The 23,556-nt window shown below is 61.2% G+C and carries 20 protein-coding genes, 4 tRNA genes and 1 pseudogene; 13 read left to right on the top strand and 12 right to left on the bottom strand.

The features are described from left to right. The first annotated feature begins 46 nt into the window (after positions 1-46). Entirely contained in the window at positions 47-1,198 is a 1,152-nt protein-coding gene (locus H7995_RS19710) for a TDT family transporter (protein ID WP_166589082.1), read from the top strand. 72 nt (positions 1,199-1,270) lie between these two features. After that, the gene (locus H7995_RS19715) at positions 1,271-3,145 is read left to right on the top strand and encodes an MFS transporter (RefSeq protein WP_166589081.1); all 1,875 of its coding nucleotides are present in this window, start codon (positions 1,271-1,273) and stop codon (positions 3,143-3,145) included. Between the two features lie 55 nt (positions 3,146-3,200). On the opposite strand, the gene sugE is transcribed toward H7995_RS19715, so the two are convergent. The 3 genes from sugE to rdgC form a co-directional block, all read right to left on the bottom strand. After that, entirely contained in the window at positions 3,201-3,518 is a 318-nt protein-coding gene (gene sugE / locus H7995_RS19720; RefSeq protein ID WP_166589080.1) for a quaternary ammonium compound efflux SMR transporter SugE, read from the bottom strand. Between the two features lie 118 nt (positions 3,519-3,636). After that, positions 3,637-4,602, bottom strand: a complete 966-nt coding sequence (locus tag H7995_RS19725) for a bile acid:sodium symporter family protein (protein ID WP_166589079.1) — start codon at positions 4,600-4,602, stop codon at positions 3,637-3,639. Between the two features lie 137 nt (positions 4,603-4,739). Then, the gene (gene rdgC / locus H7995_RS19730) at positions 4,740-5,660 is read right to left on the bottom strand and encodes a recombination-associated protein RdgC (RefSeq protein ID WP_166589078.1); all 921 of its coding nucleotides are present in this window, start codon (positions 5,658-5,660) and stop codon (positions 4,740-4,742) included. Positions 5,661-5,819: 159 nt separating this feature from the next. On the opposite strand from rdgC, the gene H7995_RS19735 reads away from it, so the two are divergent. The 5 genes and pseudogenes from H7995_RS19735 (at position 5,820) to H7995_RS19755 (ending at position 8,701) form a co-directional block, all read left to right on the top strand. Continuing rightward, positions 5,820-5,895 (top strand) — tRNA-Val (locus tag H7995_RS19735). A gap of 19 nt (positions 5,896-5,914) precedes the next feature. Further along, positions 5,915-5,991, top strand: a tRNA-Asp gene (locus tag H7995_RS19740). 187 nt (positions 5,992-6,178) lie between these two features. Further along, positions 6,179-6,254, top strand: a tRNA-Val gene (locus H7995_RS19745). Between the two features lie 19 nt (positions 6,255-6,273). Further along, positions 6,274-6,350: transfer RNA gene (locus tag H7995_RS19750), tRNA-Asp, on the top strand. Positions 6,351-6,658: 308 nt separating this feature from the next. Further along, positions 6,659-8,701, top strand: a pseudogene (locus tag H7995_RS19755) (c-type cytochrome). Between the two features lie 48 nt (positions 8,702-8,749). Here the strand turns inward: H7995_RS19755 and H7995_RS19760 are convergent. Both H7995_RS19760 and H7995_RS19765 read right to left on the bottom strand, forming a co-directional pair. Beyond that, a complete protein-coding gene (locus tag H7995_RS19760; RefSeq protein WP_166591658.1) occupies positions 8,750-9,886 on the bottom strand; it encodes a catalase family protein in 1,137 nt (378 codons plus the stop codon). 28 nt (positions 9,887-9,914) lie between these two features. Continuing rightward, positions 9,915-11,723: a di-heme-cytochrome C peroxidase gene (locus tag H7995_RS19765; protein ID WP_166591657.1), complete on the bottom strand. Its 1,809-nt coding sequence runs from the start codon at positions 11,721-11,723 to the stop codon at positions 9,915-9,917. Positions 11,724-11,993: 270 nt separating this feature from the next. Here H7995_RS19765 and bamJ point away from each other — a divergent pair, with 270 nt between their 5' ends. From bamJ to H7995_RS19790, 5 genes are all read left to right on the top strand, one after another. Continuing rightward, positions 11,994-12,707, top strand: a complete 714-nt coding sequence (gene bamJ / locus H7995_RS19770) for a BamJ family beta-barrel-assembly machinery protein (protein WP_095170311.1) — start codon at positions 11,994-11,996, stop codon at positions 12,705-12,707. Positions 12,708-13,000: 293 nt separating this feature from the next. Beyond that, positions 13,001-13,456 carry a YkvA family protein gene (locus H7995_RS19775; protein ID WP_166591656.1) on the top strand — a complete coding sequence of 152 codons (456 nt, stop codon included), beginning with the start codon at positions 13,001-13,003 and terminating at the stop codon, positions 13,454-13,456. Between the two features lie 115 nt (positions 13,457-13,571). Next, entirely contained in the window at positions 13,572-13,913 is a 342-nt protein-coding gene (locus H7995_RS19780; RefSeq protein ID WP_166591655.1) for a helix-turn-helix domain-containing protein, read from the top strand. Further along, complete coding sequence (locus H7995_RS19785; RefSeq protein ID WP_166591654.1) at positions 13,910-14,281, top strand: hypothetical protein; 372 nt, start codon at positions 13,910-13,912, stop codon at positions 14,279-14,281. Before H7995_RS19780 ends, H7995_RS19785 begins: the two co-directional genes overlap by 4 nt. Further along, the gene (locus tag H7995_RS19790) at positions 14,282-14,683 is read left to right on the top strand and encodes an SEL1-like repeat protein (protein WP_166591653.1); all 402 of its coding nucleotides are present in this window, start codon (positions 14,282-14,284) and stop codon (positions 14,681-14,683) included. 278 nt (positions 14,684-14,961) lie between these two features. Here H7995_RS19790 and H7995_RS19795 read toward each other — a convergent pair whose 3' ends face one another. Then, positions 14,962-17,049, bottom strand: a complete 2,088-nt coding sequence (locus H7995_RS19795; RefSeq protein ID WP_166591652.1) for a carboxy terminal-processing peptidase — start codon at positions 17,047-17,049, stop codon at positions 14,962-14,964. 138 nt (positions 17,050-17,187) lie between these two features. On the opposite strand from H7995_RS19795, the gene H7995_RS19800 reads away from it, so the two are divergent. Continuing rightward, positions 17,188-18,150: a zinc-binding dehydrogenase gene (locus H7995_RS19800; RefSeq protein WP_166591651.1), complete on the top strand. Its 963-nt coding sequence runs from the start codon at positions 17,188-17,190 to the stop codon at positions 18,148-18,150. 57 nt (positions 18,151-18,207) lie between these two features. Here the strand turns inward: H7995_RS19800 and H7995_RS19805 are convergent, their stop codons facing one another. The 6 genes from H7995_RS19805 to H7995_RS19830 form a co-directional block, all read right to left on the bottom strand. Further along, positions 18,208-18,861: an HAD family hydrolase gene (locus H7995_RS19805; RefSeq protein ID WP_166591650.1), complete on the bottom strand. Its 654-nt coding sequence runs from the start codon at positions 18,859-18,861 to the stop codon at positions 18,208-18,210. A gap of 34 nt (positions 18,862-18,895) precedes the next feature. Continuing rightward, positions 18,896-19,885 (bottom strand): ABC transporter ATP-binding protein, encoded by a 990-nt coding sequence (locus tag H7995_RS19810; protein ID WP_185818761.1) that lies wholly within the window; start codon positions 19,883-19,885, stop codon positions 18,896-18,898. After that, a complete protein-coding gene (locus H7995_RS19815) occupies positions 19,882-20,682 on the bottom strand; it encodes an ABC transporter permease (RefSeq protein WP_159997430.1) in 801 nt (266 codons plus the stop codon). The genes H7995_RS19810 and H7995_RS19815 overlap by 4 nt, the downstream gene beginning before the upstream one ends. Continuing rightward, a complete protein-coding gene (locus H7995_RS19820) occupies positions 20,669-21,514 on the bottom strand; it encodes an ABC transporter permease (protein ID WP_302097663.1) in 846 nt (281 codons plus the stop codon). Before H7995_RS19820 ends, H7995_RS19815 begins: the two co-directional genes overlap by 14 nt. After that, positions 21,511-22,317 carry an alkaline phosphatase family protein gene (locus H7995_RS19825; protein WP_166591647.1) on the bottom strand — a complete coding sequence of 269 codons (807 nt, stop codon included), beginning with the start codon at positions 22,315-22,317 and terminating at the stop codon, positions 21,511-21,513. The genes H7995_RS19820 and H7995_RS19825 overlap by 4 nt, the downstream gene beginning before the upstream one ends. 140 nt (positions 22,318-22,457) lie before the next feature. After that, the gene (locus tag H7995_RS19830; RefSeq protein WP_166591646.1) at positions 22,458-23,525 is read right to left on the bottom strand and encodes an ABC transporter substrate-binding protein; all 1,068 of its coding nucleotides are present in this window, start codon (positions 23,523-23,525) and stop codon (positions 22,458-22,460) included. Between the last annotated feature and the right edge of the window lie 31 nt (positions 23,526-23,556).

Genomic DNA, 23,556 nt, shown 5'->3' on the forward strand with positions numbered 1-23,556 from the left:
CCGGTTCTATCATGGGCTCTACCTCATCAGGGGACAGGAGCTCAGTATGCAATGCGCCACTCGCCACAAAATTCTCAACCGACCCTTGAGCCAGTTGCAGCATCCGCGCGAAGTGATTCGCCAGTTCACACCTAACTGGTTCGCCGCCACCATGGGCACCGGGGTGCTGGCATTGGCCCTGGCCCAGTTGCCGCTCGCGATCCCCGGACTGCGGGTGTTCGCCGAGGGCCTGTGGCTGTTCAACATAGGTCTGTTTGTGTTGTTCAGCGTGTTGTATGCCGCGCGCTGGGTGTTGTTCTTTGATGAGGCGCGGCGGATTTTCGCCCACTCCACGGTGTCGATGTTTTTCGGCACCATTCCCATGGGCCTGGCCACCATCATTAATGGTTTCCTGGTGTTTGGTGTGCCGCGCTGGGGCCAGGAGGTGGTCCAGGTGGCCGAGGTGCTGTGGTGGATTGACGTAGCCATGTCGCTGGCCTGCGGCGTGCTGATTCCCTACATGATGTTCACCCGTCAGGAGCACAGCATCGACCAGATGACGGCCGTGTGGTTGTTGCCGGTGGTGGCGGCGGAAGTCGCGGCAGCCAGCGGTGGCCTGCTGGCCCCGCACCTGGCGGACGCCCATGGGCAACTGGTGATGCTGTGCACCAGCTACGTGCTGTGGGCCTTTTCGCTGCCGGTGGCGTTCAGCATCCTGACCATCCTGTTGTTGCGCATGGCCTTGCACAAATTGCCCCACGAGAACATGGCGGCGTCGAGCTGGCTGGCGTTGGGGCCGATCGGCACCGGGGCGCTGGGCATGTTGCTGCTGGGCGGTGACGGGCCGGCGATCTTCGCGGCCAATGGCATGCCGGGAGTGGGAGAGGTGGCAGCGGGGTTGGGGCTGATCGGCGGCATCACCCTGTGGGGGTTTGGCCTGTGGTGGATGCTGATGGCCGTGCTGATTACCCTGCGCTACCTGCGCGACGGCATTCCCTTCAACCTTGGATGGTGGGGCTTTACCTTCCCGCTGGGGGTCTATTCGCTGGCCACCCTGAAACTGGCGAGCACCTTGAATCTGCTCTTCTTCAGCGTGTTCGGCTCGGTGCTGGTGATGCTGCTGGCGAGCCTGTGGCTGATCGTCGCCAAGCGTACGGTGCAAGGTGCCTGGCGCGGTGAGTTGTTTGTCTCGCCGTGCATCGCCGGATTGAAAAAATAGTCCTAAGGTTGTGGCCTGGATCGCTCAGCGACATTCCAATAAGAGCATCCAAGCCATTCAGGGACATGGAAGATGAGTCAACCTTCGCAGTTCACCTTGCTTCGCAAGCGGCGTTTCCTGCCGTTTTTTCTTACGCAATCGCTCGGGGCGTTCAACGACAACATCTTCAAGCAGTCGTTGATCCTCGCCATTCTGTACAAGCTGGCCATTGAGGGCGACCGCTCGATCTGGGTCAACCTGTGCGCGCTACTGTTTATCCTGCCGTTCTTTCTGTTTTCGGCGCTGGCCGGGCAGTTCGGGGAAAAGTTCGCCAAGGACGCGTTGATCCGTCTGATCAAGCTGGGAGAAATCGCCATTATGGCGGTGGGCGCGGTCGGCTTCATGTTCGATCACCTGTGGCTGATGCTGCTGGCGTTGTTTGCCATGGGCACCCACTCGGCGCTGTTCGGTCCGGTGAAGTATTCGATATTGCCCCAGGCGCTGCGGGAAGAAGAATTGGTCGGCGGCAATGGCCTGGTGGAAATGGGCACCTTTCTGGCAATACTCGCCGGGACCATCGGTGCCGGGATCATGATGTCCTCCAGTCACTACGCCCCCATCGTTTCCACGGCGATCATCGCCATCGCGGTGCTCGGTTACCTGGCCAGTCGTGGTATCCCCCGTGCGGCGGCCTCCACGCCTGAGCTGCGGCTGAACTGGAATATCTTCAGTGAGTCCTGGGCCACCTTGCGCCTGGGCCTGGGGCAGACGCCAGCGGTGTCGCGCTCGATTGTCGGCAACTCATGGTTCTGGTTCGTCGGGGCGATTTACCTGACGCAGATCCCGGCGTACGCCAAGGAGTGGATGCACGGCGACGAAACCGTGGTGACCCTGATCCTGACGGTGTTTTCGGTGGGGATTGCCCTGGGCTCGATGCTCTGCGAGAAACTCTCCGGGCGCAAAGTCGAGATTGGCCTGGTGCCCTTTGGCTCCTTTGGCCTGACGGTGTTTGGCCTGTTGCTGTGGTGGCACTCCGGCGGTATTCCGGACAGCGTCCAGGGCCATGGCTGGCTCGACGTGCTCGGCTTTGCCCATACCTGGCTGGTGCTCCTGGATATTCTCGGGCTGGGGGTGTTTGGTGGTTTCTACATCGTGCCGCTGTATGCATTGATCCAGTCGCGCACGGCCGAACACGAGCGGGCGCGGGTGATTGCCGCCAACAACATTCTCAACGCGCTGTTCATGGTGGTCTCGGCGATCGTTTCGATTGTCCTGCTGAGCCTGGCCAAGCTGACGATTCCCCAGTTGTTCCTGGTGGTGTCGCTGCTCAATATCGGCGTGAACACCTACATCTTCCGGATCGTCCCCGAGTTCAGCATGCGCTTCATGATCTGGCTGCTCAGCCACTCCATGTACCGCGTGCAGCACCGTAACCTCGAGTTGATCCCAGACGAGGGCGCGGCGTTGCTGGTGTGCAACCACGTGTCCTTCGTTGATGCACTGTTGATTGGCGGCGCGGTGCGTCGGCCGATTCGCTTCGTGATGTACTACAAGATCTACAACCTGCCAGTCCTGAACTTCATCTTCCGCACCGCGGGGACGATTCCCATCGCCGGGCGCCACGAAGACATTCAGATCTACGAAAAGGCCTTCAGCCGCATCGCCCAGTACCTGAAGGATGGCGAGCTGGTGTGCATCTTCCCGGAAGGCAAACTGACCGCTGACGGCGAGATCGATGAGTTCAAGGGCGGGCTGACGCGGATTCTCGAGCAGACCCCGGTGCCGGTGATTCCATTGGCCCTGCAAGGGTTGTGGGGCAGCTTTTTCAGCCGCGACCCGAACAAGGGTTTCTTCCATCGGCTCTGGTCGCGGGTGACCCTGGTGGCAGGCCCGCCGGTGGCCGTGGAGGCGGCCGCGCCGGCGCAGTTGCAGGCGCGGGTGAGCGAGTTGCGGGGGACGGTGCGTTAGACGTGCGCCGATAAAAAAAACGCCCGCGTTATGCGGGCGTTTTTTATCCAGCGGATCAGGCCGCGCTGATCTTCAGCCCGACCAGCCCGGCGATGATCAGCGCAACGCTGGCCAGGCGGAACAGCGCCATGGATTCACCAAACAGGATGATCCCGGCGATGACCGTGCCCACTGCGCCTACGCCCGTCCAGATCGCGTAGGCAGTGCCCAGTGGCAATTCCTTCATCGCCAGCCCCAGCAAGCCGAGGCTGATGACCATGGCGGCGATGGTCAGGGCGGTGGGCAGAGGGCGGCTGAAGCCGTCGGTGTACTTCAGGCCAACGGCCCAGCCGACTTCAAACAGACCGGCGAAAAACAGAATGATCCAGGACATGCAAACCTCCATCGATTGACGGGGTCGTCCCCAGATTAATGACTCGATCGAGCCGCGAGGTCGTCCTCGCGTTGCGCAGTATAGTGCCCATCATTAAACCGGGGATCAAGTGCCCGCGTCAGTCAGCCGCTTGTTGTGCCGCAAGCTCCCGGTCCTGTTTCTCACTCATGCGCCGGAAATAGGTCGAGAGCAGGGCGCCGGAAATGTTGTGCCAGACGCTGAACAGGGCGCTGGGTACCGCTGCCAGCGGCGAGAAGTGGGCGCTGGCCAGGGCGGCACCGAGGCCGGAGTTCTGCATGCCGACTTCCAGTGCCAGGGTTTTACGTTGCGCCAGTGGCAATTTGAACAGGTGGCCGGTGAGGTAGCCCAGCAGGTAGCCGAAGCTGTTATGCAACATCACTACCGCCATGATCAGCAGGCCGGATTCGGCAATTTTCGCCTGGCTGGCGGCGACCACTGCGGCCACGATGATGACGATGCTTACCACCGAAATCAGTGGCAAGACCTCGACCGCATAACGCGCCCTTGCGCCGAGCACGCGCTGTGCGATCACGCCGAGCACGATAGGCAGCAGGACGATTTGCAGGATCGACCAGAACAAGTCCATGAACGAGACGGGCAGCCAGGCCGAAGCCAGCAACCAGATCAGCGTCGGGGTGAGCAGTGGGGCCAGCAGCGTGGTGATGGCGGAGATGGCTACCGCGAGTGCGAGGTCGCCCCGGGCCAGCCAGGTCATGACATTGGAGGAGGTACCGCTTGGGCAGCAACCCACCAGGATCACCCCGACGGCGATTTCCGGTGGCAGGCTGAACACCTGGCACAGCAACCAGGCCATGCCCGGCATGATCACGAACTGTGCGACCACACCCAACGCCACGCGCCACGGATGACGGGCGACTTCGGCGAAGTCTTCGAGCTTGAGGGTCAGGCCCATGCCGAACATCACCAGGCCCAGCAGTGGCACGATGGCGCTTTTCAGGTCGATGAACCACGTCGGTTGCAGGAATGCCACGACTGCAAAAATCAGTACCCAGTAAGCAAAGGTGTTGCCGACAAAACGACTCAATGCTGCCAATGCGCGCATGACCTGCTCCTTATTATTAGTTACACCATAAAACACTTGTAGGAGCGAGCTGGCTCGCGATGGTGTATCAGGCGTCACTCATTTGCCTGGCACACCATCGCGAGCAAGTTCGCTCCTACAGGAGAGATCGCCAGGCTTTAGATGCCTTGCGGAGTCTCTTCGCCGCCCAGCGCTTCTACCAGTGCCGGGATGAATTCGCCGAAGGTCAGCATCATCAGGGTGAAGCTGGCATCCAGTTGACCCAGGGCTTCGTCGCCGCCGTCCTGTTCCGCCTGGTCTTGCAGCAGGTCTTCGAACTTCAGGCGCTTGACCACCATCTTGTCGTCGAGGACAAACGACAGTTTGTCTTGCCAGGCCAGGGACAGTTGGGTCACCACTTTACCGGTGCTCAGGTGCAGCTGGATTTCTTCGCTGGTCAGGTCCTGACGTTTGCAGCGCACGATGCCGCCGTCTTCGTGGGTGTCGCGCAGTTCACACTCGTCCAGCACAAAGAAGTCGTCCGCGGCTTTCTGGGTGGTGACCCATTCGGTCATGGTTGCGGTCGGCGACATTTTCACCGTCAGCGGACGCACCGGCAGGGTGCCGATCACTTCGCGCAGGGTGGACAGCAGGTCTTCGGCACGTTTCGGGCTGGCCGAGTTGACGAGGATCAGGCCCTGCTTCGGCGCGATGGCGGCGAAGGTCGACGAGCGGCGGATAAAGGCACGCGGCAGGAACGCCTGGATGATTTCATCCTTGAGCTGATCGCGTTCCTTCTTATAGACCTTGCGCATTTGCTCGGCTTCGATCTCTTCGACTTTTTCCTTGAGTGCGTCACGCACGACGCTGCCTGGCAGGATGCGTTCTTCCTTGCGTGCGCTGATCAGCAGGAAATCACCGCTGACATGCACCAATGGGGCATCTTCGCCTTTGCCGAACGGCGCGACGAAACCGTAGGTGGTCAACTCCTGGCTTGCACATGGACGCGCCAGCTTGGTGGCCAGTGCAGTTTCCAACGCCTCGGCATCAACAGGCAGATCTTGGGTCAGGCGATAGATAAGCAGGTTTTTGAACCACATGGGGTGAGTCTCTCCTTTATACAAAGGGGGGCATTATTCTCCGCGCAGCTCAATAGGCCAACCCTTCGCTAAGCCTTTGGAAGGCCTGAAAAAATTATTTAAAAAAGTGCTTGCCAGAGGTGGGGTCGCTCCGTAGAATGCGCGCCACACCGAAGCGAAGGGTGATTAGCTCAGCTGGGAGAGCGTCTGCCTTACAAGCAGAATGTCGGCGGTTCGATCCCGTCATCACCCACCATTCGTTTCAAGTGTTACGCGCAGCGGTAGTTCAGTCGGTTAGAATACCGGCCTGTCACGCCGGGGGTCGCGGGTTCGAGTCCCGTCCGCTGCGCCATATTCGGTAACCTGGAACGCTGAACGCCAGGTCACCACGGAAAAGCCCGCCTAGGCGGGTTTTTTTCTGTCCGAAGTTCCTGCAGGAAGCATGTTTCACCGGTTTTTAGATTTATTTGAAAAATACTTCAATTAAATCAACACTTTATAAAAACCTGTGGCATAATGTGTCCCGCAACGAAGGTAAAGGGTGATTAGCTCAGCTGGGAGAGCGTCTGCCTTACAAGCAGAATGTCGGCGGTTCGATCCCGTCATCACCCACCATTTACTTTCAACGCTTAGCGCAGCGGTAGTTCAGTCGGTTAGAATACCGGCCTGTCACGCCGGGGGTCGCGGGTTCGAGTCCCGTCCGCTGCGCCATATTCGGTAACCTGGACCACTGAACGCCAGGTCACCACAGAAAGCCCGCCCAGTGCGGGCTTTTTGCTGTCTGGGGTTTAGCAAACTTGCGTTCGCGCCCTCGGAACACCTTGGCCTTGCGGGCCAAACCCCATTCGCCGCCGTCCATTCGGACTGCGCCTGATACATGTCAACGGCCACCCCGGCCAATTCCTATAGAAAGTACTTGGGCGCTGCACATCGCGGTTGCCGTTTGCTGAACCTATAAAAAAGCAGTGGCACCTGGCCAACGGGAAAACCCGACGCCGATGCCATAAGGGGTGTTTTCAATGGATCTGAATTTGCCGCGACTGGCCGTGCTGGTTTCGTCGTTAGTGTTTGTGCACCACCTCCACGCCAGCGAGCCGTCGTCGGCAGCGGCTACCCAGGCCGACCCGTTGATCGCCCAAGGCAAGTATGTGGCCCAACTCGGCGACTGCATTGCCTGCCACACCGCCAAGGACGGCGCGGTGATGGCCGGCGGCCTGGAACTGACAACGCCCATGGGCACCCTGTATTCCAGCAACATCACCCCCGATCCAGAGACGGGCATTGGCCGCTACACCTTCGAGCAGTTTGACCGGGCCATGCGTCAGGGGGTGACGCCGGCGGGCGACAACCTCTATCCGGCGATGCCGTACCCGTCCTACGCCAAGATGAGCGAATCGGATATGCGGGCCCTGTATGCCTACCTGATGCAGGGGGTCAGCCCGGTCAAGCAGGCCAATCTGCAGGCGGACATGAGCTGGCCGTTCAACCAGCGTTGGGGGCTGTGGTTCTGGAACAAGCTGTTCGTCGATGACGCTCCTTTTGTCGCGGACCCGGCCAAGGACCCACAGGTGAGCCGTGGTGCCTATCTGGTGCAGGGCCTGGGACACTGCGGTGCTTGTCATACCCCACGGGGTATCGCCTTCCAGGAAAAGGCCATGAGTGACGCCGGTACCAGCGGCAAGCACTACCTGGCCGGGGAGACCGTCGAGCACTGGCGCGCACTCAGCTTGCGCAACCTGTGGACGGTGGAAGACACCGTGCAGTTGCTCAAGACCGGGCAGAACCGATTTGCCACGGTGTCCGGCAACATGGCGCAAGTGATCCATCACAGCACCCAGCACTTTACCGATGATGACCTGACCGCCATCGCGACCTACCTCAAGTCGCTGCCGGCCGGCCCGGATGACCTGCCGCCACCGTCCTTGCCGCTGGCCCCGGCAGCTCCTCCGGCGACGCTGTACAGCAGCCGTGGCGGCCTGGGCTACACGCAGTTCTGTGCCGACTGCCACCGCGCGGATGGCGGCGGTGTGCCGGCGATGTTCCCGCCACTGGCAGGCAACCCGAGCGTGGCCTCGGCCGATCCGACGTCGTTGCTGCACATTACCCTGACGGGCTGGAAAACCGCCGAGACCCAGACCCACCCGCGGGTCTACACCATGCCTGGGTTTGCCCGGCTGGCCGATGACGAGATCGCTGAGATCCTCAACTTCGTGCGCACCAGTTGGGGCAATGAGGGCTCAACGATCACTGCCGCCCAGGTCAAACAGCTGCGCGGCCAGCTCAAGCCGGTGGACGGCCCCGTCACCTTCGAAACCCCACGCCTGGCCGATATGCTGGTGGCGCCCAATGCCCTGCAGGTCGTGCGGGGCATGCGCCTGCACCTGCAGACCAAGGCCCTGTTGCCGGACAACGTCGGCAACGCCTTGAACTGCACCAGTTGCCACCTCAATGCCGGCACCGTGGCCGATGGCTCGCCGTTTGTCGGGGTCTCGGCGTTCTTCCCGAGCTATGCGCCGCGTGTGGGACGGGAAATCACTCTGGCCGAGCGCATCAATGGGTGTTTCCGTCGTTCGATGGATGGCAAGCCGCTGCCCGTCTAGTCGGCGGACATGCAGGCGATGATTGCCTATTTCGACTGGATGAAGCGCAACACCCAGGCCGGGGACAAAGTGGCCGGGCGTGGCGTCGGCAAGATCGATCCGGCGATCAAGCCTGACCGCGCCAACGGCGAGCGGGTCTACGCCAAGCAATGCGCGGTGTGCCATGGCACTGAGGGCGAAGGGCTGAAGAGTGCCAAGGGCGAGTGGGTGTTCCCGCCGCTGTGGGGCGAGGAGTCGTTCAACATCGGCGCTGGCATGGCGCGCACCTATACCGCTGCGGCGTTCGTCAAACGCAACATGCCGATCGGCTTTCACGAACAGTTCCCGCTGGGGCAGGGTGGGCTTTCCGATCAGGAGGCGGTAGACGTCGCCGAGTACTTCTCCCACCAACCCCGTCCGGACTTCCCGGACAAGCACAAGGACTGGCCAAAAGGCGGCAAGCCACAGGATGCCCGGTACTGAGCCCTGATGGGCCGCACGCCAGTCACCTGACGCGCGTGCGGCTGGGGCCTACTGTTCGGCGTTACGGGCGTGTCGGTAATCGCTGACCGCTTCGTACACCGCTTTGCGCAGCCGATTGATCCCGCCGATGGGGCGATGGGCCTCCAACCCGAACCAGGGATTGAACGACTGGTTGTCGCATTGCAGGTTCAGTGCCGGGGTGTCGAAGTCCTGGGCGGGAATCCGGATGCGCGCCACGGTTTCGAACGGCGCGTCGCTTTCCTGCCATTCAATACTGGTGTCTTCGATCGGCATGTATGCGCGCGGATCCTGACGCTGGATCTGCAGGACAAAGCAGGCCGGGACCCGGTCCGTCGACAGTTGCTGGTTCAATGCGCTGCGCAGGAAGTTCGGCAATGCCTGGTTCTGCGCGGGCAGGGTGTAGCTCGGGCAACTGTCGGGGTCGGGGGCCACGCGGAATTTGGCGTTGGCGTTGCCGAACTTATAGGGCGAGACGGAAAAGTAAGTGCTCTGGGTCGGGCTTGTCGGCGCCGGCGCCAGCGTCGCCAGGGCGATGAACAGGTGGCGCACCTGCCAGCTGCGCGGGTCCCAGCCGGGAAAGAACGCCAGGACCTTTTTGCCGTCAGCCTGGGCCGCGACGTTCTGTCGGTACTCGGCGACGTCACTGACGAAAAAGTTCGGGTGGTTGAACATGACAAAGTCCTGTTCGCCACGGCCTTGGCGGTCCTTGAGCAACTGCGTTCCGGGTACATCGAGCAACTTCAGGGCCATGCCCCGGGCGTCGCGCATGCTGTCGAACTGCGGGTAGGCATTGCCGTTGGACAGTCGCAGGGTGGCTTGCCAGGTCTTGCCGGCTTCGCTGAATACGCCCTGGCGCAGGTCGGGAGCCAGGTCGGTCAGCACCTGGACCTCGGCCTTCAGGCAGCCGTGCGCCTTGGCGTGGGCATCACGCAGGTAACGGGTGTTGTCGCGGTGCTGGTCGACGATGCGCACGGCGGTCTGGATCACCTCCTGGGTCATCGCGGTTTCGCCGGCGGGTATCTGCTCCTGGGCGGACACCGGCCCGCTGTGTTGCCAGGCCCACCAGGCGCTGGCCAGGGCCCAGCCGAGCAGGCCGAGCCCGAGCAGCCACAGCAGGGATTTAGCCAAGAACGCCGCGAGGCGCAGCCATAAGCTCATCAACATGTAAAACTCCTTCCTGGCTGTCCGTGGCTCATGGCAATTGCGCCTCCAGGGGGCCGCCCAGTACCTTCAGGTACTCCAGCAGCGCCCAGCGCTCCTGGGGCAGCAACAAGCGCCCGATGACCCCGTTACCCCGTTCGCCGGCGCGGAATTCGTGGCCGCTGTTATGGTTGCCGGTCACCCGCGTATCGAACACAAACCCGTTGTCGAAGGCTTCGGTGCGATAGCCCAGGTGTTTGGGGTCGTACTCGAAGGTGCCTTTATAGAAGGTGCTCGCTCGTTCACTTTGCGGTGACAGCAGTTGGTAGAGGCTCGGCACCGAACCGTTATGCAGGAAAGGCGCCGTGGCCCAGACGCCGGCCAGCGGCCGGGCTTTGTAGGCCACGCGCTCGCGCACGCCGATCGGCAGGGCGAATCCATCCATGTCCGGCCGCTCTTCTGGGGTGACGTTGGCCTCGCGGTAGGCGCGGCTCTCGACGAAGGCGGTAACGTAGGCCAGGCCCTTGGCGACTGACAGCTGGCTCAGGTCCAGAGGCTCGGTGGGCGTGGGTTGCAGCTTGACGTCGAGGTTGGCCAATTCCGCCGGGTCCCATTGCAGAGGGGTGACGTCGAAGCGGTGCTGCGCGATGTTGTGGGCGCTGGAGGGATCGGTGCCGATCACTGCCACCGGCAGCATCTTCAACTGCTGCTCGGGGCGACCGTTGGCCTGGATCACCTTGGGCACGTGGCAACCGGCGCAGTTCTCGGCGAACAGCGCACGGCCCTGGGCGGCCAGGGGCTTGTCGATGGGGCCCAGCAGTGCTTCGGGCCAGGCCGGCGGCTTGAGGCGCTTGAGGGTTTCTTCGATCAGGTGCAAGTCCCGCACGCGCACGCTGGAGGGGTAGCGCGCATCGCCCTTGAGCGGTTGGCCATTGGCATCGAAGAAATTCAGGGTGGCACCCACCCCCAACGCCTCGCCGACATTGCGCGCCATGGGCTGCTGGGCGGAACCGTTCCACTGCACCCAGTCGAAGGTCCAGATGTCCCACAGTTGTGGATAGTCCACTGGCGCATTGGCTACCCGGTAATTGTCCGGGGAGATGGCGTCGCCGAAGGTGGCATTGGCGATACGGCCGAAGGCGTCGGTGCGCCCGGGACCTTCCTCGGTGGGGTAGAGGCCGCGATGGGTGTCGTTCCAGGCCACCCGCAGGAAGGTGTCCAGCGAGGCCTTGAAATCCTTGCGCAGTTGTTCGTGCCCGGTGTCGTAGTCCTGACCCAGCACGTTGCGGGCGAAACGTTCGAATTTCCACGGGTTGTAATAGGTCGAGGCAAGACTGGCCACCAGCGCCTGGCCGAAGCTGCCGCCGCGCAAGGTGGGTACGCTGGAGGGCAGCACGTGCTGCGCCGTACCGCCATCGATGCGCAGGGCCTGGCCCTGGTAGCGCAGCTCACCGGTGTGGCAGGCGGCGCAGGTAATATCCAGATACTCTTCTTTACTGCCAGGATTCTGGTGCCTGGCGAAGCCCACCGGCAGGTTGCCCGGGTTGCTGGGGGTGGCCGTTTGCGTCGGGTCCACCAGAAAGCCGAAGCGCGCCAGGTACTGCGGCGCGGCAAAGCGCTGCTCGGAAAACGGCAGCTCAAGGGCCTTGAACCAGTCGTACCGCAAACCCTTTACCTGGGTGCCCTGGGGGGTGAAGTAATAGGTCTGGCGATCGGCGTCGCTCCACTGGTCGAGGTAATTCACCTGGGTGACAGGCGTATAGACCGGCAGCTTGGGGTTGGCCACGTAATACAGCACAACGGCCAGCGCGACCCCCAGCAGGAGCAGAATCAGCAGTAGAAAACGGAGCAGCAGGCGCACGATAAACGTCCTTGTAGAGTGATCGGGGTGTTATGCCTGAGCTCAAGTTTGGCAGCAAGAGGCCATTACGCCATAGCCTGTGAGAACAGGCTGCATCTGCCCTCGGCCGAAGCTGACAGAAACTTCACCCGGTTCCTGGGCAAAACGCGTTAAAAGACCTGAACTTATCGGAGCTTTCCTGCTCTCATGCCGGTAGCCATTGGTCGTGGCGGCCTGATAAGCTCGCGGCTTTATTCGATTGCCCTTTAGGCGCATGAACAAGGAAATAGCATGAAACAGCATCGGTTGGCGGCGGCGGTGGCCCTGGTTAGCCTGGTACTTGCGGGTTGTGACTCGCAGACCAGCGTAGAGCTGAAAACCCCGGCGCAAAAAGCTTCCTACGGTATCGGCCTGAACATGGGCAAGAGCCTGGCTCAGGAAGGCATGGATGACCTGGACTCCAAAGCCGTAGCCCAAGGCATCGAAGATGCTGTCGGCAAGAAAGAACAGAAGCTCAAGGATGAAGAGTTGGTCGAAGCCTTCGCAGCGCTGCAAAAGCGTGCTGAAGAGCGCATGGCCAAGATGAGCGAAGAGTCGGCCGCAGCCGGCAAGAAATTCCTCGAAGACAACGCCAAGAAAGCCGGTGTGACCACCACGGCTTCCGGCCTGCAGTACGAAGTCGTGAAGAAGGCCGACGGCGCCCAGCCTAAGCCTACCGACGTCGTGACTGTGCACTATACCGGCACCCTGACCAACGGCACCGTGTTCGACAGTTCGGTCGAGCGTGGCAGCCCGATCGATCTGCCAGTCAGCGGCGTGATCCCGGGTTGGGTCGAAGGCCTGCAACTGATGCACGTAGGCGAGAAGTACAAGCTGTACATTCCTAGCGAACTGGCCTACGGCGCACAAAGCCCTAGCCCGGCAATTCCGGCCAACTCGGTGCTGGTATTCGACCTGGAGCTGCTGGCGATCAAAGATCCAGCCAAGCAAGACGACGCCAAGTAAGCTGCGTCGGATTGAAATACAACGCCCCGTTTATCCGGGGCGTTGTTGCATCTGGCGGCCGGTGGTGGAAAATCCAGTCGAACCGACACCGGTCGTAGCAGTCATAGCATTGAAGGCGCCGCCGTTAGCCGCACCAGGCCGCCAAGTCAATGAAATGTTGGGGTTTTTTCATGTGAGTAAAAAACGCCCGATCTGACTTGAGCCCTTGTAAAACGGGGCTTTGAGGCCTGAAAAGCGGCTCTGTTCACAAGGTTATCCACAATTTGTGTGGATAACATTTCAGTGGAGGCATGATGAAAACACCCTGGAATTTTGCTCGGTTCCTGCCCTTGGCCGGTCGCTTGATCAGTCGAGGCCGTTTGCCGACCCTGCTTTTCGCAGTGGCCAGCAAGGGCGCCAGTCAGGGTTTCCGCCTGGGCAAGCTCAAGGACGACCTGCGCTTGCTGCAGGCGCTGTGCCTGGCTTACTGGCGCGGCGAGTACCGGGCCATCAGTCCCAAGGCACTGGTATCGGTGGTGGCCGGCCTGATGTACTTCCTCAGCCCCTTGGATGCCGTTCCCGATTTCATCCCGATGTTTGGCATGCTGGATGACATCGCTGTGCTGGCGTGGCTGATGAAAACCCTGGATGACGAGCTGACGGCTTTCCGTCTCTGGCGCAACCGCCAGCACCCGGAAAAACTGGTGAGTCTCGAGCGCCTGCCTGATTCGCCCGAGCAGTTGTTGCTTCAGGGCCCGAAAAAAACCTGAATCGAATCAGATTCATCCAGAGATTGATACGCCCCAGCGACCTTGGCGACTGTTAGGATTACACTTCAAGGGAAAAGTGCCGACTCGCTAAGTGTTGTTGTCCTACGGGGTAGTCATGGATATTCAGATAATCACACGTGATGGTGAGCCCGAATACGCGGTGTTGCCATGGGCGCAGTATCAAGCATTGTTGAAAGCTGCAGGCGTCAAGGAACAACCACCGCGTGCAGCCACAGTCCCGCACGCGGCCACCTCGGACCCGGTTCTTCCGGGCCTCGATCAACTGCGTCATCTACGTGAAGAACAGGGCATTGCCATTGAGGCGCTGGCCCGCACCGTAGGCATCAGCCCTTCCTACCTGGCCTTGATCGAAAGTGGCGAGCGCCAGCCCGACGCCGCGATTCGCCGCAGCCTGGCCTGGGAGTTGAAGGTGCAGGGTTGGAGGGATGAATCGTGAGTGTACGGATCAGTCGTCAACATTGGGACGGTTTGCTCGGTGAGCTGGATCAGGCGCGCCGCCAGCGCCACTTGCTGACTTATCGTGCGCTGCTGGAGCGGCTGCAGTTGCCGAGCCCGGCCATGCAAACCCTGACGGCCGCCCTCGAGCACTTGGCGGCACTGGACGCCCGGGCCGAACAACCGCTGCGCAGTTCGCTGGTGATCAGCCAGGGCGCGAGCCGATTGCCGCGCACTGGGTTCTTCGAGTGTGTGGAGCGTCTGGGGCGTTTCTCCGGGCCCTCCGACGGCGTGGCAGCGGCGTCCTGGCATGCTTCGGAAGTGGTTCGTGTGTTCGAGTACCAATACCCTGAATCTGCGGAGGCCTGAGTGTTGCTACGACTCAAGGCGCATGTCAGCTACTGGCTGGCCCGCCGGCTGTTTCACTGGTCCTGGTTTGTCCGTCAGCCGCGAGGCTGGGCTTGGCTGGAGGGGCAGTTTGCGCGGATGGCCAACCTGGGGGACGTGGGGGCCCAGAGCTTCTATGGTCACATCCTGGCGTTTCGCGGGGTTGGCCTGGGGGCTCGCGAGGAGGGGGTGCGTTTGCTGCGCCTGGCAGCGTTGGCGGGCGATGGCAAGGCGGCCTATCAAGTTGGCGTGATCAGTCTGGCCGGGACTCCGAGCAAGGCTCCGGATCCGGTGGAGGCGGCTCGCTGGTGGGGGTTGGCGGAAAAGGCTGGGCATCCGTTGGCGGCGATCAAGTTGCGGGAATTGGCTGTGCGGTCTGGTTGATCTTGGATTTTGTGGGCATATCCATTGCAGCGGTCACGGCGGCTGAGGGTTTCGCCCTTACGGCCAGGCACTTTTGGCAAACGCCCCAAAAGGACTTGCCGGGGTATGACTCACCCACATGGGTTACAAATTGGTTCACGCACATAGGTAACAGTTTTTAACTGGCAGGGTCGATTTCGCGAGGATCTGACCATGCCCTGATGCGGCAAGAATCTCGTGGGCAAAAAAAGACCGGGCAAGCCCGGTCTTTTCTGGTCAGCGTGTTGCTGGGATGGCCATTACTTCTTGTTGCTGGCGACCGCGGTGTTGAGTTTCAGGTAGTCCAGCAGGATCCGCCCGGTTTCGCTCAGGTAGGCGTCGTCTTCCGGCTTGGTCTTGTCTGGCTCGGCCGCGATGGCGTCTTCGTCTTCTTTTTTCAGTTCCTTGAGCGGCTCTTCGCCTTTGGCTTTGCGGCGGATGTTTTCCATCGCCAGCTGTTGGGCTTCGATATCGGTGTGTTGCGCGCGGCGTTCGGCTTCGTTGAGGCTGACGGTTTTTTCTGCCATCAGCTTCTGGGCCAGGGCCAGTTTGTCGCGGATGAAGACAAACTCGGCGTCCCTGGCGGTACGCTCGTCATGCTCGGACTTGAGCTGGGCGATGAAGGGTTTGAATGGGTCGACGGCCGGTTTGATGGCCGGGCGGATGGTGTCCCACGGCATGGCTTCAGGCAGTGCGCTTTCGCCGATTTCCTTGGTGTCGATGATCGACGGGTAATCGATGTCCGGCAGTACGCCCTGGTGTTGGGTGCTCTGCCCGGAAACCCGGTAGAACTTGGCCAGGGTCAGTTTCAGTTCGCCATGGTTGAGCGGCTGAATGGTCTGTACCGTGCCTTTGCCGAAGGTCTGGCCGCCGATGATCAGCGCGCGGTGGTAGTCCTGCATGGCGCCGGCAAAAATCTCCGAGGCCGAGGCCGACAGGCGATTGACCAGCAACGCCATCGGGCCTTTGTAGAACGCCCCTGGGTTTTCGTCTTCGAGTACATCGACCCGGCCATCGGCATTGCGCACCAGGACGGTCGGGCCCTTGTCGATGAACAGGCTGGTCAGTTCGGTGGCTTCCTGCAGGGAGCCGCCGCCGTTGTTGCGCAGGTCGATGACCACGCCGTCGACTTTTTCCTTCTGCAGTTCGGTCAGCAGTTTCTTGACGTCGCGGGTGGTGCTCTTGTAGTCCGGATCACCGGCACGGAACGCCTTGAAGTCGAGGTAGAAGGCCGGGATCTCGATGACGCCGAGTTTGTAGTCCTTGCCATCCTGCTTGAGGTTGAGCACGGACTTTTTCACCGCCTGGTCTTCAAGCTTCACCGCTTCGCGGGTGATCGGCACGATCTTGCTGGTCTGGTCGTTGGGTGCATTGCTGGCCGGAATCACTTCCAGGCGGACCACGGTGCCTTTCGGTCCGCGGATCAGCTTGACCACTTCGTCCAGGCGCCAGCCGACCACGTCGACCATTTCCTTGTTGCCCTGGGCGACACCGATGATCTTGTCGGCCGGCGCGACCATCTTGGTCTTGTCGGCTGGACCTGCAGGCACCAGGCGCACGACCTTGACCTGGTCGTTATCGCTCTGCAACACGGCGCCGATGCCCTCCAGGGACAGGCTCATGTTGATGTCGAAGTTTTCCGCGTTATCCGGTGACAGATAGTTGGTATGCGGATCGTAGGACATGGCGAAGGTGTTGATGTACGCCTGGAAGATGTCCTCGGCGCGGGTCTGGTCCAGGCGCGACAATTGGTTCTTGTAGCGCTTGGTCAGGGTTTCCTGAATCTGCTTGGAGTCCTTGCCGGCGATTTTCATGCGCAGCACTTCGTCCTTGACGCGTTTGCGCCACAGGTCGTCGAGTTCGGCATTGGACTTGAGCCACGGGGCGTCCTTGCGATCGATCAGCAAGGTTTCCTTGGCGTTGAAGTCGATCTTGTCCACGCCTTTGTCGAGTTCTGCCAGGGCGAACTCCAGGCGGGATTTGACCCGGTCCAGGTAGCGTTTGTAGATGGTGAACCCGGGTTTCAGGTCGCCACTCTTGAGGAAGTCGTCAAACTGGGTTTTCCATTTGTCGAATTCTGCAATGTCGCTGGCCATGAAGTAGCTGCGCGATGGATCCAGCAGCTTGAGGTAGCTGTCGTAGATGATCACCGAGCGCGCATCATCGAGGGGCGGCTTACTGTAGTGGTGGCGCTTGAGCAGCTCGACGACGTTCAGGCTGGCGATCACCTCGTCACGGTCGGGCTGAAGCTTGTCCCAGCTATTGGCTGCGAACGTATCGGGCGCGAGCGACAAGCTGCCCAGGCCGATGAGGAGGGCGAGTGCGGTGCTGGGGAACAAATGCTTCATGCCGATTCGACGCGGGGACAATTGATAACGCATATTAGGCCGTCTTTGAAGTCGCCGGTTCCACAAGGACCGGTCGCATAATGCAAAAAGCCCGGCGCTATAGCATCGGGCTCAGTCCAGACTCACTATGGAGGCACTGTGAAGGCATTGCAAGGCGTTGAAGGACATGTGGAGTGGGTTGAAGAGCCGGCTCCGGTCTGTGATGTGGGGCAAGTTCGCATCCGTGTCGCGGCCGCGGGGTTGAATCGGGCCGATCTGCTGCAGCGAGCGGGGCTCTATCCTGCGCCTCCGGGTGCCAGCCAGGTGCTGGGGCTGGAGTGCTCTGGGGTCATCAGCGAGGTCGGCCCGGGCTCATCCTGGCAGATCGGTGACCGGGTGTGTGCGCTGCTGGCCGGAGGAGGGATGGCCGAGGAGGTGGTGGTCGATGGTCGCCACGTCCTGCCGGTGCCGGAGGGCCTGTCGTTGGCCGAAGCGGCGGCGCTTCCGGAGGTGTACAGCACCGCCTGGCTGAACCTGTTTCAACTGGCGGCGCTCAAACCCGGGGAAAAAGTCTTGCTGCATGCCGGTGCCAGTGGCGTGGGTTCGGCGGCCATCCAGCTGTGCAAGGCCTTTGGCAACCCGTGCTGGGTCAGTGTCGGCTCGGCCGATCGGCTGGCCTATTGCGAAGCGCTGGGCGCCCAGGGCGGGGTGGTGCGCACCGAGGGTCTGGAGGGGTTGAGCGACCTGGGGCCGTTCGATGTGATCCTCGACCCGGTCGGCGCCAACTACGCGGCGTTGAACCTGAAGGTGTTGGCCCGGGACGGACGCTGGGTGTTGATTGGCCTGATGGGCGGGCGTGATGCCAAGCTCGACCTGGCGCAGGTGCTGGCCAAGCGTATCCAATTGTTGGGGTCGACCCTGCGCAGTCGAGACGAGCAGTTCAAGGCCGATCTGTTCAGCGATCTCAGCCAGCACGTCTGGCCATTGTTCGCCGAAGGCCGCTTGAGCCCGCAACTGGCCAAGACCTTCCCGATCAAGGATGCCGAGGCGGCGTTTGCCGAACTGGCGACCAATCAGGTGTCGGGCAAGCTGGTGTTGGTGATTGACGAGAGCCTGACCTGAGGCGATTGCATCGAACCTGTGGGAGCTGCCGGGCGGCGCTCCCACACAGTTTCTCGATTACTTCCAGTGATGAATCGGCCAGCCGGCCTGTTGCGCGTGCGCGTGCAACACTGGGTCCGGGTTGACCACGCGGGGGAAGTCGACCTTGAGCAGCAAGGGCAGGTCGTTGCGGGAGTCGGAATAGAAACTCGCGCCTTCGAGATTTTCTTCTTCGGCGTCCAGCCATTCCAGCAGGCGAGTGATTTTGCCTTCGCGGTAGGTCAGGGTGCCGACGGTTTGGCCGCTGTAGAAACCATTGACCACCTCCAGCTCGATACCCAGCACCTCATCGATACCCAGGCGCTCGGCGATGGGCGTGACCAGGTGGGTGCCCGAGGCGGAAATCACCAGGATCCGGTCGCCTGCCTTGCGGTGGGCGGCGATGGTCTTGGTGGCATCGCTGAAAATGATCGGCTCGATAAAGTCTTCGACCCAGGGCCCCACAAGGTGCTCGACCTCTTGCGGGGTGCGCCCGATCAAGGGTTCCAGGCTGAAGGCCATGAACTCTTCCATGGCCAGCTTGCCGTGGCTGTAGGCGTCCATCAGTTCGTTGTTGCGGCGCATGAACGACTCGCCGTCGACCCAACCCAGGCGGGCCATCTGTTCACTCCAGAGGGTGGCACAGTCGCCGTGAATCAGGGTTTCGTCCAGATCAAAAATTGCCAGGGCCATCAGTGCTCTCTCTTCAGCTCATTCGTTGACATCATCAGGCGACCTCACACAGGGCGCTCGGATCGATGGACAGTGCCAGGCGCTGACCGTCGGCATGCAAGTCAGCCGCCGAACGGTTCAGGACATCCACCACCAACTCCACGCCGCGTGACTCGACCCGATAGCGAATCACGTTGCCCAGCAGGCTGTGACTGCGGATCAGGGTATCGGGTTCGCCCGTGCGGCTCAGTACGATGGCCTCGGGGCGAATCGCGATGTGGCTGTTGACGGGACGTTGCAGCAGTTTACTGGCACTGGCGGCATCAAGCAGGTTGTAGTTGCCGATGAATCCGGCGGCAAACACGTCCACTGGCGCAGTGTAGAGGGTCTCTGCGTCGCCACTTTGTACGATTTTTCCCTGGTTCATGAGGAATATCCGATCAGACATGGTCAGGGCTTCCTCCTGATCGTGAGTGACGAAAATAGTGGTCAGCCCCAATTCACGCTGGATCTGTCGGATCTGCTCGCGCAGGTGCTTGCGAATCCGCGCATCCAGCGCCGACAGCGGCTCATCGAGCAGCAGCAGGCGTGGACGGGTGACCAGGGAGCGGGCCAGGGCCACGCGCTGGCATTGGCCGCCGGACAACTGGTGCGGATAACGCGCGGCAAAGTCCGTCAGCTCCACCAGTTGCAGCACTTCCTGCACGCGCTTGTGGCTGTCGTCGGCATTGACCTTCTGCATGCGCAAGCCGAAGGCGACGTTCTGCTCCACGGTCATGTTGGGGAACAGCGCATAGCTCTGGAACACCATGCCGATCCCGCGTTTTTGTGGGCTCATGGGCACCAGGTCCTGCCCCTCGAGCAGGATCTTGCCGCCATCCACCGCGGTCAGCCCGGCAATGCAGCGCAGCAGGGTGGACTTGCCGCAACCCGATGGGCCGAGCAGGGTGACGAACTCGCCCTTGTGGATTTCGCAATTGATGTCACTGAACACCGTGGTGCCGGAATAGTTTTTTTGCAGGTGTTGGACGCTGACATAGCTCATTGGCTTTTGTCCTTGTTCAAGATATTGGCAGCCCAGGTCAGAACCAGCACAAAGAGGAAGTAGGAGATCACCAGTGCGCTGGTGAAGTGGCCACTGCTGTTACGCATGTTGTTGAGGTACACCTGCAGGGTTTCGTAGCGGGTGCCGACCAGGATGTTGGCAAACACGAACTCGCCGAACAGGAACGAGAACGACAGCAGCAACGCCACCATCAGGCCCTTGCGCAGGTTCGGCAGCACCACCAGGAACGCCGCCTGGAAGGTGCTGGCGCCGAGCAACTGGGCAGCGTCCATCAGGTCGCGCAGGTTGATCGCCTGCAGGTTGTTGGTGATTGCCCGGTACATGAACGGCAGCGCCACGGTGAAGTAGCAGCCCACCAGGATCCAGGGCGTACCGACCATGGCGAACGGTCCGGAACCGTAGAGCTGCAACAGGCCCACCGAGGACACCACCGGCGGCACCGCGAACGGCAGCAGGATCAGGATGTTCATCAGCGCATCGAGTTTCGGGAAGTGGTAGTGCACCACGAACAGCAGCGGCAGGATCAGCACCACCGACAGGATCAGTGCCCCGACGCAGACCAGCAGCGACTGGCCGAAGGCATTGAGAAAACGCGGGTCACTCCACAGTTGCAGGTACCACTTGAAGGTGAAGCCGGAGGGCAGGATGGTCGCCGACCAACTGCTGGAAATCGAGTAGATCAGCGTGCCAACTAGCGGCAACAGCAAGATGGCAAACAGCAGGTAGACCACCACACGGTGATAAAGGGCTGCAGAGCCGGGTTCAGCGCGAGACATGGTAGCTCCTCTTCAACAGTAACTGATGGACCACGGTCACCAGGGTCATCAAGGCCACCAGCACCACGGCCAGGGCGCTGGCCATGTTCGGGTCGAGGGAAATGTCACCTGAAACCATCGCCGCGATGCGGATCGGCAAGACGTTGAAGTTGCCGGTGGTCAGGGCGTACACCGTGGCGTAGGCGCCCAGGGCGTTGGCCAGCAGGATCACGAAAGTGCCGAGCAGGGCCGGGGTCAGCACCGGCAGGCCGATGTGGCGCCAGAACTGCCAGCCGTTGGCCCCCAGCAACTCGGCGGATTCGCGCCAGTCTTCGCGCAGGGCGTCGAACGCCGGGTACAGCAGCAATACGCCCAGGGGGATCTGGAAGTAGGTGTAGAGGATGATCAACCCGGTTTTTGAGTACAGGTTGAAGTCCTCAATGATCCCGGCCTGCTTGAGCATGATGGTGATGCTGCCGTTGAAGCCCAGCAGGATGATGAAGGCGAAGGCCAGGGGCACACCGGAAAAGTTGCTGGTCATGTTGGCGAAGGCGTTGACGAAGTTACGCAGCCTGGAGTCGACCCGGCGCAGCGAGTAGGCGCCAAGGATGGCGATGACAATGCCGAACAGGCTGGAATAGAAACTGATTTCCAGGCTGTGCTGGATCGCTTGCAGATAGAACCTGGAGCTGAAGATTTTATCGAAGTTGGCCAGGCCCCAGCCAAACTCTTCCGATTGCAGGCTGTTGATCAGCACCCAGCACAGCGGGGCGATCTGGAACACGAAAAAGAAGATCGCAAACGGCACCAGGCACAAGGCTGCCAGCCATTTACCGCGCGTGATGGCGTTCACTTGAGCAACTCCCGGCATACAGGTTTGTCGTGGGGTATGCCGAGCAACTGGCACACCGTGCCGCACAGTTCGAGCTGTGCGGGAGCGGCATCGGGGTCGAAGCTGAAGGCATTGCCGATCACAAACAGCGGGACCTCCCGTTCCTCGGCCAGCAGGCCGTTGTGGGAGCGGTCGTTGTTCATGCCGTGGTCGGCGGTCACCAGCACCTGGTAGCCGGCGTCGAGCCAGCCTTGCAGGTAGTCGGCCAGGATGATGTCGGCCGAGCGGGCGCTGTTGCGGTACTGCGGGGTGTCGAGGCCGTGCTTGTGCCCGGCGTCGTCGATGTTCATCGGGTGCACCAGCAGAAAGTGCGGGGCATGTTGCAGGCGCAGGTGCTCGGCGTCGGCGAACAGGTGCGAATCCGGGTAGTGGTCGGACCAATAGAAGTGGCCGTACTGGATCGGCAACTCGGGCTCGGCGGTGTGGCGATCCCGGGCCGGGACGAAGGGGGAGCGGTTGTACAGCTCGCTGACCCAGTGATAGGCCGCGGCGGCGGTAGTCAGGCCGGCGTCACGGGCGTAGTGGTAAATGCTGCGCTGGTTGGACAGGCGCGCGACGTTGTTGTGGACGATGCCGCTGTCGATCGGCGTGACCCCGGTCAGGATCGTTTCGTAGAGCGGGCGCGACAGCGAAGGCAGCTCGCAGTTGAGTTTGTACAGGGCGGCTTTTTTCGCCTGCACATAGGCCTGCAAATGCCCCATGGCGTGCCGCGCGACTTCGTAGTTGAGACCGTCGAGGACGACAAGGATGACGTTGTGACTCATGGCACTGAAACTCCGTACATCAGTAACTCGAAACATCGTAATTCGTTGTGTGAACGAGCCTGCTCGCGAGAGCGGTCTGACACCCGAGAGGATCTTCGAATGTCAGGCCGCCATCGCGAGCAGGCTCGCTCTTACAGGGGTTACTTCATCTCTACGATGACTTCTTCGTTCCACTTCTGTGGCAGCGCCTTGGAGGTTTTTTCCCAGGCGTCGGCGTCCTTGATCGGGGTCACGCCTTTGTACTGCTCGTTAGGCAGCAACTTGGCCTGGATCTCGGCGGGCAGGGTCAGGTGTTCGGCGCGGATTGGCCGAGCGTTGCCTTTGGCCAGGTTGATCTGGCCCGCATCGCTGAAGATGTACTCGCGGGTCAGCTTGGCGGCGTTGGGGTTCTTCGCGTATTTGTTGATGATCGTGGTGTAGCCGGAAATTACCGAGCCATCGGAGGGGATCAGCACGGTGTAGTCATCCGGGTTGGCCATCTTGGCCTTGTAGCTCAAGCCGTTGAAGTCCCAGACCACACCCACTTCGACCTCACCTTTCTCCATGGTGGCAATAGTCGGGTTGGCCATCGACAGGCGACCCTGCTTGGCGATTTCGGCAAACATCAACAGCGCCGGTTGCAGGTTCTTCTCGTCACCACCGTTGGCCAGGGCCGCTGCCAGCACGCCGTTGGCAGCCTGGGCGGCGGTGCTCACGTCACCGATGGAGACTTTGTATTTGCCGGTCTTGAGGTCGGCCCATTTGGTCGGTGCCGGGGAGCCGTGCAGCAGCTTCTTGTTGACGATAAACGCGATGGTGCCGGTGTAGGCCAGGGCCCAGTTGCCGTCTTTATCCTTGGCCCAGTCGGGTACCTGGTCCCAGGTCGAAGGCTTGTAGGGTTGTACCACGCCCTGCTTGACCGCGATCGGGCCGAAGGCCGCGCCGACGTCGCCGATGTCGGCGCTGGCGTTGTCTTTTTCGGCGGCGAACTTGGCGATTTCCTGCGCCGAGCTCATGTCGGTGTCGATGTGCTTGAGGCCGTAGGTCTTGGCCAGGTCTTCCCAGGTGCCTTTCCAGTTGGCCCAGTCATCGGGCATGCCGACACTGTTGACCGCGCCTTCCGCTCGCGCAGCGGCTTCCAGGGTTTTCAGATCGGTATCAGCGGCCATGGCGGCGGTGCACATGGCAATGGTCGAGCCTAACAGGGATGCCAGGAAAAGCTGTTTCATCGAAAGCTCCTTTGGGCGTATTCAACGCTGC

Origin of the sequence: Pseudomonas kielensis, from assembly GCF_014236655.1 — a bacterium.
Taxonomy (GTDB): domain Bacteria; phylum Pseudomonadota; class Gammaproteobacteria; order Pseudomonadales; family Pseudomonadaceae; genus Aquipseudomonas; species Aquipseudomonas kielensis.